General features: G+C 54.2%; 12 protein-coding genes. 11 read left to right on the top strand and 1 reads right to left on the bottom strand.

The genetic code is table 11. The features are described 5' to 3' along the window. Positions 1-36: 36 nt before the first annotated feature. Entirely contained in the window at positions 37-318 is a 282-nt protein-coding gene (locus ACKPCT_RS21485; RefSeq protein ID WP_090073262.1) for a DUF4164 family protein, read from the bottom strand. 613 nt (positions 319-931) lie between these two features. Between ACKPCT_RS21485 and tkt the strand changes: the two genes are divergently transcribed. The 11 genes from tkt (at position 932) to ACKPCT_RS21430 (ending at position 12929) form a co-directional block, all read left to right on the top strand. Continuing rightward, positions 932-2917, top strand: a complete 1986-nt coding sequence (gene tkt, locus ACKPCT_RS21480) for a transketolase (protein WP_319567920.1) — start codon at positions 932-934, stop codon at positions 2915-2917. A 228-nt stretch (positions 2918-3145) separates the two neighbouring features. Continuing rightward, on the top strand, positions 3146-4156 hold the full coding sequence (gene gap / locus ACKPCT_RS21475; protein WP_090073258.1) for a type I glyceraldehyde-3-phosphate dehydrogenase: 1011 nt from the start codon (positions 3146-3148) through the stop codon (positions 4154-4156). A gap of 259 nt (positions 4157-4415) precedes the next feature. After that, positions 4416-5609, top strand: a complete 1194-nt coding sequence (locus ACKPCT_RS21470; RefSeq protein WP_090073256.1) for a phosphoglycerate kinase — start codon at positions 4416-4418, stop codon at positions 5607-5609. 163 nt (positions 5610-5772) lie between these two features. Further along, positions 5773-6411 (top strand): thiamine phosphate synthase, encoded by a 639-nt coding sequence (locus tag ACKPCT_RS21465; RefSeq protein ID WP_090073255.1) that lies wholly within the window; start codon positions 5773-5775, stop codon positions 6409-6411. A 117-nt stretch (positions 6412-6528) separates the two neighbouring features. Beyond that, entirely contained in the window at positions 6529-7644 is a 1116-nt protein-coding gene (locus tag ACKPCT_RS21460) for a tetratricopeptide repeat protein (protein ID WP_175528071.1), read from the top strand. Between the two features lie 243 nt (positions 7645-7887). Beyond that, the gene (gene efp / locus ACKPCT_RS21455) at positions 7888-8451 is read left to right on the top strand and encodes an elongation factor P (RefSeq protein ID WP_090073251.1); all 564 of its coding nucleotides are present in this window, start codon (positions 7888-7890) and stop codon (positions 8449-8451) included. A 166-nt stretch (positions 8452-8617) separates the two neighbouring features. After that, the gene (locus ACKPCT_RS21450; RefSeq protein WP_090073249.1) at positions 8618-9403 is read left to right on the top strand and encodes an inositol monophosphatase family protein; all 786 of its coding nucleotides are present in this window, start codon (positions 8618-8620) and stop codon (positions 9401-9403) included. A gap of 328 nt (positions 9404-9731) precedes the next feature. Beyond that, positions 9732-10148, top strand: coding sequence for a YeeE/YedE family protein (locus ACKPCT_RS21445; RefSeq protein WP_319567919.1), 417 nt, complete (start codon positions 9732-9734; stop codon positions 10146-10148). Positions 10149-10159: 11 nt separating this feature from the next. Beyond that, positions 10160-10651, top strand: a complete 492-nt coding sequence (locus ACKPCT_RS21440) for a DUF6691 family protein (protein WP_319567918.1) — start codon at positions 10160-10162, stop codon at positions 10649-10651. A 151-nt stretch (positions 10652-10802) separates the two neighbouring features. After that, positions 10803-11837, top strand: coding sequence for a flagellar motor protein MotA (locus ACKPCT_RS21435; protein WP_319569452.1), 1035 nt, complete (start codon positions 10803-10805; stop codon positions 11835-11837). Positions 11838-11900: 63 nt separating this feature from the next. Next, positions 11901-12929, top strand: coding sequence for a peptidoglycan -binding protein (locus ACKPCT_RS21430; protein WP_319567917.1), 1029 nt, complete (start codon positions 11901-11903; stop codon positions 12927-12929). Positions 12930-12943 lie beyond the last annotated feature (14 nt).

Here is a 12943-nt window from a genome sequence, read left to right as displayed (position 1 = left end):
TTTACTCCAGCCGACCTTTGTGGCTGACCACGCATGTCATCCACCATGCCGGTCCAAAACGGCCCGGACTGATTCCATTGCTGCACCGAGCCGACGGGACACTTCTTCACTAGCCCCTTCCAGCTTCTCGGTACGCTTCTTCTGCTTCTCCAGCGAGCCTGTCAGCTCCGATCGCTCTTGCGTCAAGCGTTGCAGATCATCCTGCAGGGCCTTGACCGACAGCTCTCTGGTCTGTCTCTTGTCAACCGATTGCGACAGTGTCTCAATCGCCCTGTCGAGTCTGCCCAAAGCCGCCTCTACCCGCGCATTCTCACTCATATAGCCCCCAAACTCACACGAAACGGCCCGTTTTCCTTGTCTTCCAGCCTTGCTACCGGCTGCGGCCAGAAGAGATATCAAAACCGGATAGTCTCTCCCCCAGCTGCGCCAGACGCTACAAAACCGGCTTACAGATAACCGGAAACTTTGTTTTTACCAAGTCGAAGATGCTTCCAGCGTCGTTTCCCCCAAGCGGAACCATCAAGCATTAAGCAACCGGGCATTGGATTTGCGAGGAGAAAACAGTCATAGATGAACAGAATCAGACTGGCAAACCACGCAAGAATCCTTATATGATTTAAATCTAGGAGACATAATCTAACTTCGTCAATGGCCCCAACTCTTCAACAGTCCAAGTCCACAGACGAATAAAACTAGCCCGTATATCATGCATATTCTGCTGTTTTGGCGGATTGCCCTTTCGGGCGCATTGACTCTCATCCCCTTGATGTTAAATGTCAGGGCGTTTGTAAAACGCCTCTGTCTGCCGGGCTTGCTAAGTGGCAAGGCAGTTCCTGTTTAACCAGATTGCGTTCGATTGTAGACACGACGATGGACAATTCTATTTTATTTCCAAGTCGTAGGCATTGAACAACATCCAGAAGCAGAGTTCATGAACAACATGGATAAACAGACTCGCATGGCGCATGCGATCCGCTTTCTTTCAATGGATGCCGTTGAGAAAGCAAACTCCGGACACCCTGGCCTTCCAATGGGTGCAGCGGACGTTGCTACCGTTCTTTTCACCAAATTCATGAGATTTGATCCTACCAGCCCCAAATGGGCTGACCGTGATCGTTTCGTGATGTCTGGCGGCCACGGTTCGATGCTGCTTTATTCCCTGCTGCATTTGCTGGGATATGAAGACATGTCCATTGAGGATTTGGCCAACTTCCGTCAGTTGGGTGCCAAAACGGCAGGCCATCCTGAATATGGTCATGCTGCAGGCATCGAAACGACAACCGGCCCGCTGGGTCAGGGCATCGCCAATGCCGTCGGCATGGCGATCACGGAAAGACTTTTGTCAGCCAAATTCGGTGACGACCTTGTCAACCACCGGACCTATGTCATGGCTGGTGACGGGTGCCTTATGGAAGGCATCTCTCAGGAAGCCATCGCATTGGCAGGTCATCTCAAGCTCAACAAGCTTGTGCTGCTGTGGGACGACAACAACATCACCATCGATGGCAATGTCAGCGTCTCCGACTCGACCGACCAGCATGCACGCTTCAAGGCCAGCAACTGGAACACCATCAGCGTTGATGGTCATGACCAGGCGGCCATCGCCGAGGCCATTGAGGAAGCTCAGAAGAGCGACAAGCCGACCATGATCGACTGTAAGACAGTGATCGGATTTGGCTCTCCCAACAAGGCTGGCACCAACAAGGTGCACGGGGCTCCCTTGGGCGCAGATGAAATCGCGGCCACCCGCGAAGCGCTCGGCTGGGATTGTGCACCGTTTGAGCTGCCTGCTGACATTCGTGATGCATGGCGCATTGCCGGCCTCAATGCCGCGCAGGCCCACAAAGAATGGCAAAAGCGACTGGAAGCTGCAGATTCTGAAGTCCGAGCAGAGTTCGAACGCCGCATGCGTGGCGATCTGCCATCCGGCTTCGAAGATGCCATGGCAGCTTACAAGAAGTCTCTGGCTGAAGAACCAAAGAATGTGGCAACCCGCAAAGCTTCCGAAATGGCACTCAACGTCATCACCGAAGCCGTGCCGGAAACCATTGGCGGCTCTGCCGACCTCACCGGTTCCAACAACACCAAGACCCCGTCGACCGAATCGGTCACGCCTGACGATTTCTCCGGTCGCTACATGAACTGGGGTATTCGTGAGCATTGCATGGCCTCTGCCATGAACGGCATGGCTCTGCATGGCGGTGTCATTCCTTATAGCGGGACCTTCCTGGTCTTTGCCGACTATATGCGTGGTGCGATGCGTCTGTCAGCTCTGATGGAACAGCGGGTCATCTATGTGTTGACCCATGATTCCATCGGTCTTGGCGAAGATGGTCCAACCCATCAGCCGGTTGAAACCCTTGCTTCCCTGCGCGCCATCCCGAATATGCAGGTCTTCCGTCCTGCAGACGCGATGGAAACAGCAGAATGCTGGGAACTGGCGATCAAGTCAGACAAGAACCCAAGCTCTCTGGCACTGACCCGCCAGGGTCTGACACCATATCGCACCGAATATTCCGAAGAAAATCTCTGCGGACGCGGTGCCTATGTTCTGTCTGACTGCGATGGCGACGCTGACGTATCTATCTTTGCTTCCGGCTCTGAAGTTGAAATCGCCATGGCTGCACAAGCAGCATTGGCAGAGCAGGATATTCTGGCCCGCGTGGTCTCTGTACCATGCTTTGAGCTTTTCGAAGCGCAGTCAGAAGAGTATAAGAAAGATATTCTGGGCGAAGCCAAGGTCAAAGTTGGCATTGAAGCTGCCCTTCGCATGGGATGGGATCGCTTTATCGGCTCGGACGGCATCTTTGTTGGTATGGACAGCTTCGGCGCTTCCGGCCCTTATAAAGAGCTGTACGAAAAATTCGGCATCACCTCCGACAATGTTGTCGCAAAGGTTGTCGAACGCCTAAAATAAGCGTAAATACTCATAAAGCGCACCTGATTGGCAGGAAAAAAATGATTTTTTCTGCCAATTCGCTTAACAGCGATGTTGAATTGTCATACGACAAAAGTATATTGTCCACCTAATATGAGATCGATCAAGGCGCGGACATAAACCCTCTTATATCACGCGTTCATCAAGTTGATCTAAGTGCAAGACCGGCTCGATAAGAAAAAGTGCCGGCTAAATCAGGAGAAAGTCATGACTGTAAAAGTGGCGATCAATGGTTTCGGTCGTATTGGCCGTAACGTGCTTCGTGCTATCATCGAATCCGGCCGTACCGATATCGAAGTTGTTGCTATCAACGACCTTGGCCCGGTTGAAACCAACGCTCACCTCGTACGTTTCGACTCTGTACATGGCAAATTCCCTGGCACCGTTACCGTTGACGGCGACACCATTGACGTAGGCCGTGGCCCGATCAAGGTAACCGCCATCCGCAACCCTGAAGAACTGCCTTGGGGCGAACTGGGTGTTGACGTTGCAATGGAATGCACCGGTATCTTCACCGCCAAGGAAAAAGCTTCCATGCACCTGACCGCTGGTGCAAAACGCGTTCTGGTTTCTGCTCCTGCAGCAGGCGCTGACAAAACCATCGTCTTCGGCGTCAACCACGACTCCCTGACTGCAGATGACCTGGTTGTTTCCAACGCATCCTGCACCACCAACTGCCTGTCTCCAGTTGCTTACGCACTGAACGAAGCTGTTGGCATCGAAAAAGGCTTCATGACCACCATTCACTCCTACACTGGTGACCAGCCTACCCTCGACACCATGCACAAAGATCTGTATCGCGCACGCGCTGCTGCTCTGTCCATGATCCCAACCTCTACCGGTGCTGCTAAAGCTGTTGGTCTGGTTCTGCCAGAACTGGCTGGCAAACTGGACGGCGTTGCAATCCGCGTTCCTACCCCGAACGTATCTGTTGTCGACCTGGTATTCGAAGCCAAAAAAGACACCACTGTTGAAGAAGTCAACGCAGCAATCAAGGCTGCTGCCGACGGCAAACTGGCTGGCGTTCTGGGTTACACCGATCTGCCAAACGTTTCTTCCGACTTCAACCATGACAGCCACTCTTCCATCTTCCACATGGATCAGACCAAAGTCATGGACGGCCGCATGGTTCGTATCCTGAGCTGGTACGACAACGAATGGGGCTTCTCCAACCGCATGGGCGACACTGCAGTCGCAATGGCTAAACTCATCAAGTAATTGATGACAGCCTTTTCTGCCGGAGCAATCCGGCAGAATGTGAAATTTTCAAAGGCGCTGTTTTAGAGACAAAACCGGACTAGCGGTTTTTAGTCCGGGAACAGCGCCTTTTCTACTTCATGAGCGGCAGACATGCCGCGCCTGCAACAGGCACCATGGGTAGGGCACCGACCTGAAGCCTTTTCCGGCCTAAAAAGGACCGAGAGGCTTTTATCAGACACACAGCCGACATGGCTCGGCCAGACTGTAGGATCATCCAATGGCGAATTTCAAAACCCTTGATGATGTAGAACTGAGCGGCAAGCGCGTGCTCGTTCGCGTTGACCTGAACGTCCCGATGAAAGATGGCGAAGTCACCGATACCACCCGTATCGACCGCATCGTACCGACCCTTTCCGAAATTTCCGAAAAAGGCGGCAAGGTCATCATCCTTGCTCACTTTGGTCGTCCCAAGGGCGAAAAGGTTCCGGAAATGAGCCTCAAGCAGGTTGTTCCGGCGCTGTCCAAAGCCCTCAAGATGCCTGTTGGCTTTGCAGAAGACTGCATCGGCGATGTTGCCAAGGCTGCCATCGACAACATGGCCAACGGCGACGTTCTCGTTCTGGAAAACACCCGCTACTACAAAGGCGAAGAAAAGAACGATCCTGAATTTGCTGCACAGCTGGGTGCCAATGGCGACCTACTCGTAGCAGACGCATTCTCCGTTTCCCACCGTGCGCACGTTTCCACCGAAGGCCTGTGCCACCATATGCCAGCAGTTGCCGGTCGCACCATGCAGCAGGAACTCGAAGCTCTTGATGCCGCTCTGGGCACGCCAAACCGTCCGGTTCTGGCTGTAGTCGGCGGAGCAAAGGTTTCCACCAAGATCGACCTGCTCGAAAACCTCGTCAGCAAAGTTGACGGTCTGGTTATCGGCGGCGGCATGGCCAACACCTTCCTGGCAGCCCAGGGCAAAGACGTTGGCAAATCCCTTTGCGAACATGATCTGGCCGAAACCGCAAAACGCATTCTCGTCGCAGCTGAAAAAGCTGGCTGTGAAATCGTCCTGCCAACCGACGCTCTGGTCGCCAAGGAATTCGCTGCCAACGCTCCGCACGAAGTGCTCGACGTGGACAGCATCCCGGCTGACGGCATGATGCTCGACGTTGGTCCTAAGTCTGTTGAAGCCGTTGTTGCATGGATCAAGAAAGCCAACACCGTTGTCTGGAATGGCCCGCTCGGCGCGTTCGAAATCGAACCATTCGACACCGCAACCGTTGCTGCCGCACAGGCAGCCGCTGAAGAAACCAAAGCAGGCAAGCTGACCTCTGTTGCCGGCGGTGGTGACACGGTTTCCGCGCTCAACCATGCTGGCGTTTATGATGACTTCTCCTACATCTCCACCGCTGGTGGGGCATTCCTCGAATGGATGGAAGGTAAGGCTCTTCCGGGTGTTGAAGTTCTCAAAGCCTGATTAATGGGGTATTTGCCCCGTTCCCAATGATCAAAAAGGTGCGCCGATCTCGCGATTGGCGCATTTTTTATTTCTCAAAGCTTTCGCGCCCTTGCAACAGACCCACTTTTGCGAGATATGAAAGCGAAGCGCATAAACCGTCCAACCATCGATAGGTCACATCATGGAGCCCACCCAGATTTATCTCGTTACCCCAAGGCACATTGATCTGGAGACATTCCCGGCCCAATTGCAAGCCGCCATGGATGGGGGCGACATCGCAGCCTTGTTGATCGATTGCGAAACGAATAACGACAACGAACTGCAGAAAATCACCCAGACCATCGCACCGATGGCACAAAAGCATGACATCGCCGTGGTCTTGCGCGGCGATTCCCGCGTCGCTGGCCGCACCAAATGTGACGGCCTGCATATTGACGGTGATCTTACCGATATTCAGAATGGTGCGGAAGACTATGCCAATCGCTTCATGCTCGGTGCAGAAGGCGGCAACAAGCGCCACACCGCCATGGAAATTGGCGAAAGCGGTATCGACTATATCATGTTTGGCCGCCTGGACGCGCCAACCATGGAGACGATTCATGAAAAGTCGCTGGATATGGCCGACTGGTGGTCCACCCTGTTCGAGGTGCCCGCGGTGATTATCGGCGGCTCTGATCTTTCCGAATGCGCAAAGGTCTCGGCCATGGGCATTGAGTTCATCGCCCTGCGCGAAGCCATCTGGGACCATGAAGCCGGTCCGCAGGTTGCAGTAAACGAAGCATGTACCCTGCTTGCAGAAGGCGCCAAGGAACAATCCTGAGTCAACCTCTCATCCCGCAAAGATGAGAGCGACACAGAATGGCCGAATTTGGTTGCCAAACAAAAGCCTAACGGGCACACGGATAGCCCACAGCAAACGACGTCAGATTACATGGTCATGCTTTCCAAACTGAATGCTGCGCCAAGCGCAAGCCGATTGACTATCCGCGCTTTCTCGCGCAAATGTCTGAATGCATCGCTTGCATCAGCCCTGACGCTGTGTATGACCCCCGCATGGGCGTCAGACCCTTCCCCGGAGCTCTTCTCTCCAGCTGCAGCCGGCGAGCAACTGACAACGCCAATCGGGGCCGCACCGAAAGACGGCTCGAAAGTGCCTTATGTGTTTGATGGCTCTGCATCGATTACCGATCCGAGCAATCCGTTCGATGTGCCCCGCTTTGTGCTGAAGAAAACGTCGGCCTATTCGGCCTACCAGCGTGGTTTCTATCTCACAGCTTTTGCGCTTGCCACAAAGCTGGCCGGTATGGATGACATGCACGCCCAGACATTGCTCGGAGAGCTATATCTGAAAGGGACCGGCGTCGAGCAGGATCTGAAGGAAGCCGCAAACTGGTTTGAACTTGCCGCCGACCGAGGCGACAGGGAAGCCCAGTTCAACATCGGTCTGCTCTATGCGCAGGGACAGGGCGTTGAGAAAAATCTCGACAAGGCTCTCACCTACTTCCGGAAGGCAGCCGAGCAAAACCAGAAAAATGCCCAGTTCAATCTGGGGCTACTTTATCTGCGCGGCCAGCTGGTTGAGAGAGACATCACAAAGGCGATGGATCTGCTGACAAAGGCTGCCCAGCAAGGTGTCGCAGCTGCACAATATACATTGGCCAATCTTTATCAGTCCGATTTCTTCCCTGCACCCAACCTTGATCAGGCCGCCTATTGGATGCAGCGCGCCGCACAGGGCGGGTTTCTGGATGCACAACTGGAATTTGGCCTGATGCTGTTTCAGGGCAAGGGCGTTCGCCAAGATTTTTCCGCCGCCCGAGCATGGCTCAAACAGGCTGCCGATGCAGGCAGCATTCTTGCGCAGAACCGCCTTGCTCGCATTCTGGCGCGTGGCTATGGCCAGCCGGCAGATCCGATCGATGCGGCAAAATACTATCTTTTGTCCAAGCGAGCTGGCAAAAGCGATGATTGGCTCGAGAAGTTTTTCCAAGAGCTGCCCGATAAGGAAAAGCAATTGGCAATAAATGCCCTCAAGACGCATACCCTTTGGTAGCCATTCTCGCTTCCGGCATCAAATATGAGAGCAAATTTACCAAAATTGAAAGACTTAAGGTAGTTTTTAGCCGGAAACTCTGCCAAAAGCCTTGCAAATACCCCCTGAATATGGTCCTACAGGGCCACCTGCCCCGAAGATCATTCTCGATTTGATCCGTACGGGGCCTTTTCACCCTATGGCATTTTTACAGGATCGCTGCAGCCGTTCACGTCTCGCGTCCTGTCAGCAAGATGGTTTGTTATGAAGATCAATGGCAACGAAATCCGTCCTGGCAACGTAATCGAACATCAGAGCACGATCTGGGTCGCGGTGAAAGTGAATGCAGTCAAGCCAGGCAAAGGCGGTGCATTCGCTCAGGTTGAGCTGAAAAACCTTCTCGACGGCCGCAAACTCAACGAACGGTTCCGCGCCAGTGAAACCGTTGAACGCGTGCGTCTTGAGCAAAAGGATTTCACATTCCTCTATGAAGAAGGTGACAATCTGGTATTCATGGATACCGTTTCCTACGAACAGCTCGAATTGAACAAGGATTTTGTCGGCGAACGCGCCGCATTCCTACAGGACGGCATGCCTGTTGTTGTGGAACTGTATGAAGAAAAGCCGATCGGCATCGACCTGCCTGATCAGGTAACTCTGGAAGTGACCGAAACCGAGCCGACCATCAAGGGCCAGACCCAGTCGTCTTCCTACAAGCCAGCAATGCTCGAAAATGGCGTTCGCTGCATGGTTCCTCCGTTCGTCACCACCGGTGAAAAGATCGTCGTGGATACCAACGAAATTGAATATGTGAAGCGCGCTGACTAAGCTCGCTTGTCAAGCTGGCCGATCATGATTGGCCTTTGCAATCCTTACGGCGCGTCGCTTGAGTAAAATCGTCGACGCGCCTTGTTTTACATGGTGCATACCCGCTTCGCTGCCAAACGGGCAGGAAGGATTATTCACCAGCCGCTTATCTGGGAACTTAAAGACAATGGCACGCTCTGCTCTTCTCAATGTTATGGTTCAAGCCGCCCTCAAGGCAGGCCGCCGACTGGCTCGAGATTTCGGCGAACTGGAAAATCTTCAGGTCTCCCGCAAGGGGCCGGGCGATTTCGTCTCGAATGCCGACCTTCAGTCGGAAAAAATTATTACCGATGAATTGAGAAAAGCCCGCCCGAATTTCGGCTTCCTCAGAGAGGAAAGCGGCGAGGAAGAAGGCATCGACAAGAGCCATCGCTGGATCATCGATCCGCTGGATGGCACTACGAACTTCCTGCATGGCATTCCTTTGTTCGCAATTTCCATTGCGTTGGAACATGAAGGCCGCATCATCGCCGGAGTTATCTACAATCCGGCGACCGATGATCTTTACACCGCAGAGCGCGGCCGTGGCGCCTTCTACAATGACCGTCGCATGCGCGTTGCGGCCCGTGACGACTTCCATGACTGCGTCATCGGCACCGGCGTTCCGCATCTGGGCCGTGGCAAGCACAAGCCTTATCTGGAACAGCTGGAAAAGGTTATGGCAGACGTCTCCGGCATCCGTCGTCTCGGCGCAGCATCCCTGGATCTGGCCTATGTGGCATCTGGCCGCTTTGATGGCTATTGGGAAGAGGCACTCAACGCCTGGGACATCGCAGCAGGCATCATCATGGTGCGCGAAGCCGGTGGCTTTGTAACGGACATTAACGGCGGCGACAAAATGCTGGAAAATGGCTCTGTCATTGCAGGCAATGAGCTCATCCGCACGCGCCTTGAAAAGACCCTGAAGAAATAGTCCAGCACGGACGCATTTCGAAGCTCACTTTTAAGAATTCAGAAGAGACCGCCTTATCGGCGGTCTTTTTTTGTGCCCACCCTCAGACAAAGAAGCGCTTTGCTCGACACCCAAGGGTGGTCAAGGATGGAAATCCATCCTCCTTCATAGCGTGACAAAGAGAAAGGCATGCCACCAAACCGGTCCTCAATATACTAATATTCGAAATCCACGAAATAATCATGGAAACGCTCGATAATTTGACTTAAGTCGAATATAAGAAAGTATAAAAGAAGTATGGTAATGCCAATCTGCTTCGCTTCCCCCTTCCCCTCGTGGAGTAAATCAAGTGACTGAATTCACCCCTCTGGTCTCCTTTGCAGGCGGCACACTGATCGGGCTTGCCGCGGTTCTGCTCATGCTCTCATGGGGCCGCATCGCGGGCATGACGGGCATTTTGGCGGGTATCCTGCCACCGTTTGGCAGGGACATGCGCTGGAAAGCAAGTTTTCTGACGGGTGCCGTTCTCGCACCTCTCTTATATGAGGTAACCATCAGCGACATCGCCTATCAAATGCCTGTTTCCCTTGAGGCCCTGATCATTGGCGGGGTTATTACCGGCATCGGCGTAACTTTTGGCTCCGGCTGCACCTCCGGCCATGGCGTCTGCGGCCTTGCGCGCTTCTCGCGCCGCTCAGCCGTGGCTGTCATCATGTTCATGAGCTTTGCTTTCCTGACGGTCTTCCTCACACGTCATATCTTTTAAAGGACATCCCCATGCGATATCTGGTAGCCGGCTTGATCGGGGCCATCTTTGGTCTCGGCATCATCACCTCGGGCATGGCAAACCCTGCCAAAGTGCTTAACTTTTTTGATCTTGCAGGCAGTTTCGACCCAAGCCTTGCTTTTGTCATGGCGGGTGCCCTCACCATAGCGGTGCCCGGTTACGCGCTCATTTTTCGCAAACTGCGCAAGCCTGTCTTTACGCCGAATTTCAATGTCCCAAACAATCGCACAATCGACCGCAAACTGGTGATCGGCTCATCTATCTTCGGCATCGGCTGGGGGATCGGCGGATTTTGCCCGGGCGCATCCCTGCCAGCCCTTGGTTTGGGCCACCCGACCAGCTTCCTGTTCGTGCTCGCTCTGATCGCGGGAATCATGCTCGCGCAACTGATTCAGAAGGCCCGGCTCTTCGAGCATTCCGCCTCATCTGCAACCCCGGCATCCTTTACCAGCGGCACGGAAAAGATTCAGGATCGCGCATAAGCCCTTGTTTGCGTCATCTTTCTGCCTCTGATTGCGTGTATAGTCCACAAGACCCCTTTTACTATTGGACGAAATTGGGCAAAGTTCTTGAGCTTGGCGTTAACCCTTCGTCAAGCTCTTGACCAGCTTTTCGCGTAACCGGAATCGGATGATGTCTAGCGAACTCGATCCTTACAAGCTTTCAAGCCCACAACGCTACTTGTGGCGCATGCTCATCTTCATTGGCGCAGCCGCCTTTGTTCCCATCATCCTGTATCGCCAGATCCTTGAAGCTTTCTGGAGCAACCCGCTTCTGAATGCGATGATCTTTTTCGTTCTGATCGTCGGTATCTTCCTTGCACTGCGTCAGGTTGTGCGCCTGTTTCGCGAAGTCAAATGGGTCAACAATTTCCGTCTTGGCGATCCGGGGCTGGAAGTGGACAGACCACCGATCCTTCTGGCTCCCATGGCCACCCTGCTGGGGGACCGTGTAGGCCGCATGGCGATCAACACCTCGACCATGCGATCCATTCTGGAATCGGTTGGCATGCGCCTTGATGAAGCGCGCGACATGTCGCGTTACTTTACCGGTCTTCTGGTGTTTCTCGGCCTTCTGGGCACCTTCTGGGGCCTGTTGCAAACGGTGAGTTCCGTGGGCGACGTCATCAGCTCTCTGTCGGTCGCTTCCAGCGATGTGGGCGTTATCTTCGAAGATCTCAAACAGGGGCTTGAAGCGCCATTGCAAGGCATGGGCACCGCCTTTTCATCCTCGCTCTTTGGTCTTTCCGGCTCACTCGTGCTTGGTTTCCTTGATCTGCAGGCAAGTCAGGCACAGACCCGCTTCTTTACCAATCTGGAAGACTGGCTCTCAACCGTTACCGACATCAATTTCGAAGATCTCGACAACAGCTATGGCGAAGCACTGGGCAATGGCGACAATGAGCAGCTCGTTGCCGTGCTCGAACAACTCTCTCGCAAGATTGATCAGGCCGGTGAAGAGGCCAAAACCGGCGGCGGGCGCAATGCAACATCGGCCATGGCCAATCTTGCCGAAGGCATTCAGGGGCTTGTGCAACATTTGCGCACCGAACAGCAGTTGATGCGCGAATGGGCCGACCAACAGGCAAGCCAGCAGGAAGAAGTCAAGGATGTGCTGGTCAAGCTCAATGACGTTCTGTCAAAAGCCAGCTCCAACAGGCAAAACTAGGCAACAGGGGCTCCCTTCACACCGTGAAGCACCGAGCCCATGATTGATGTGTGAGGAAGTAAGATGGGCCTGTCCCGTAATCGTCGCAGTGAACAAAGAGCCGACTATTGGCCCGGCTTTGTCGATGCCATGGCGACCTTGTTGCTCGTGCTCATCTTTCTGCTCACCGTTTTCATGGTAGCCCAGTTCTTCCTAAGCCAGGAAATCTCCGGCAAGGACACGGCGCTCAATGAACTGAACAGCCAGATTGCCGAACTGACCGAATTGCTCGCGCTGGAACGCGCCAGCGGGCAGGATATGGAAAGCTCTATAGCGACCCTTCAGGCCAGCCTTTCCAGCGCCGAAGCCGCGCGTGATCGCTTTGCCATACAGCTTGAAACCCAGAAGGGGGATCAGGATAGTGCAGGCGGGCAGATTGCGACCCTGACCAATCAGCTGGAAAGTGAAAAAGCCATTTCCCAGCGCGCTCTGGCTCAGGTGGAGCTGCTCAACCAGCAGATCTCTGCCCTGCGCCGCCAGATCGCCGCTCTGGAAGACGCTCTGGAAGCCTCTGAGACCCGCGACAGGGAAAGTCAGACCAAGATTGCCAGCCTTGGCAAACGCCTCAACATCGCGCTGGCCCAACGCGTGCAGGAGCTGTCGCGCTATCGCTCAGACTTCTTTGGCCGCTTGCGGGAAATCCTTTCCCAACGTTCAGACATCCGCGTCGTCGGCGACCGCTTTGTTTTCCAGTCAGAAGTGCTCTTCTCCTCTGGTGAAGATCGCATGAAAGCGGAAGGCGAGCAGGAACTCGACCATGTGGCAGAGGCCCTCCTGGAACTGATTCAGGATATTCCGGAAGAGATCGACTGGGTGTTGCGTGTCGACGGCCATACGGATAACCGCCCCATCAACAGCGCCCGCTTCCCTTCCAACTGGGAACTGTCATCGGCCCGCGCCATTTCGGTTGTCAAATATCTGATTTCCAAGGGCGTGCCGCCCGAGCGCCTCGTAGCCGCAGGCTTTGGCGAGTTCCAACCGCTTGAAAAAGGCGAATCGGACGAAGCCCTGCGCAAGAACCGCCGCATCGAATTCAAGCTAACCCAGCGATAACAGGCAAAGATGCC

It is taken from the genome of Cohaesibacter marisflavi (genome assembly GCF_963665895.2).
GTDB lineage: Bacteria > Pseudomonadota > Alphaproteobacteria > Rhizobiales > Cohaesibacteraceae > Cohaesibacter > Cohaesibacter marisflavi.
This window is presented reverse-complemented; position numbering and strand designations above follow the sequence as displayed.

Excerpts from the sequence above, each read along its gene's own strand:
- ACKPCT_RS21430 (WP_319567917.1), top strand. The coding sequence starts at position 11,901 with ATGGGCCTGTCCCGTAATCGTCGCAGTGAACAAAGAGCCGACTATTGG.
- ACKPCT_RS21465 (WP_090073255.1), top strand. The coding sequence starts at position 5,773 with ATGGAGCCCACCCAGATTTATCTCGTTACCCCAAGGCACATTGATCTG.
- efp (WP_090073251.1), top strand. The coding sequence starts at position 7,888 with ATGAAGATCAATGGCAACGAAATCCGTCCTGGCAACGTAATCGAACAT.
- tkt (WP_319567920.1), top strand. The coding sequence starts at position 932 with ATGAACAACATGGATAAACAGACTCGCATGGCGCATGCGATCCGCTTT.
- ACKPCT_RS21450 (WP_090073249.1), top strand. The coding sequence starts at position 8,618 with ATGGCACGCTCTGCTCTTCTCAATGTTATGGTTCAAGCCGCCCTCAAG.
- ACKPCT_RS21470 (WP_090073256.1), top strand. The coding sequence starts at position 4,416 with ATGGCGAATTTCAAAACCCTTGATGATGTAGAACTGAGCGGCAAGCGC.
- ACKPCT_RS21485 (WP_090073262.1), bottom strand. The coding sequence starts at position 318 with ATGAGTGAGAATGCGCGGGTAGAGGCGGCTTTGGGCAGACTCGACAGG.
- ACKPCT_RS21435 (WP_319569452.1), top strand. The coding sequence starts at position 10,803 with ATGTCTAGCGAACTCGATCCTTACAAGCTTTCAAGCCCACAACGCTAC.
- gap (WP_090073258.1), top strand. The coding sequence starts at position 3,146 with ATGACTGTAAAAGTGGCGATCAATGGTTTCGGTCGTATTGGCCGTAAC.
- ACKPCT_RS21440 (WP_319567918.1), top strand. The coding sequence starts at position 10,160 with ATGCGATATCTGGTAGCCGGCTTGATCGGGGCCATCTTTGGTCTCGGC.
- ACKPCT_RS21460 (WP_175528071.1), top strand. The coding sequence starts at position 6,529 with ATGCTTTCCAAACTGAATGCTGCGCCAAGCGCAAGCCGATTGACTATC.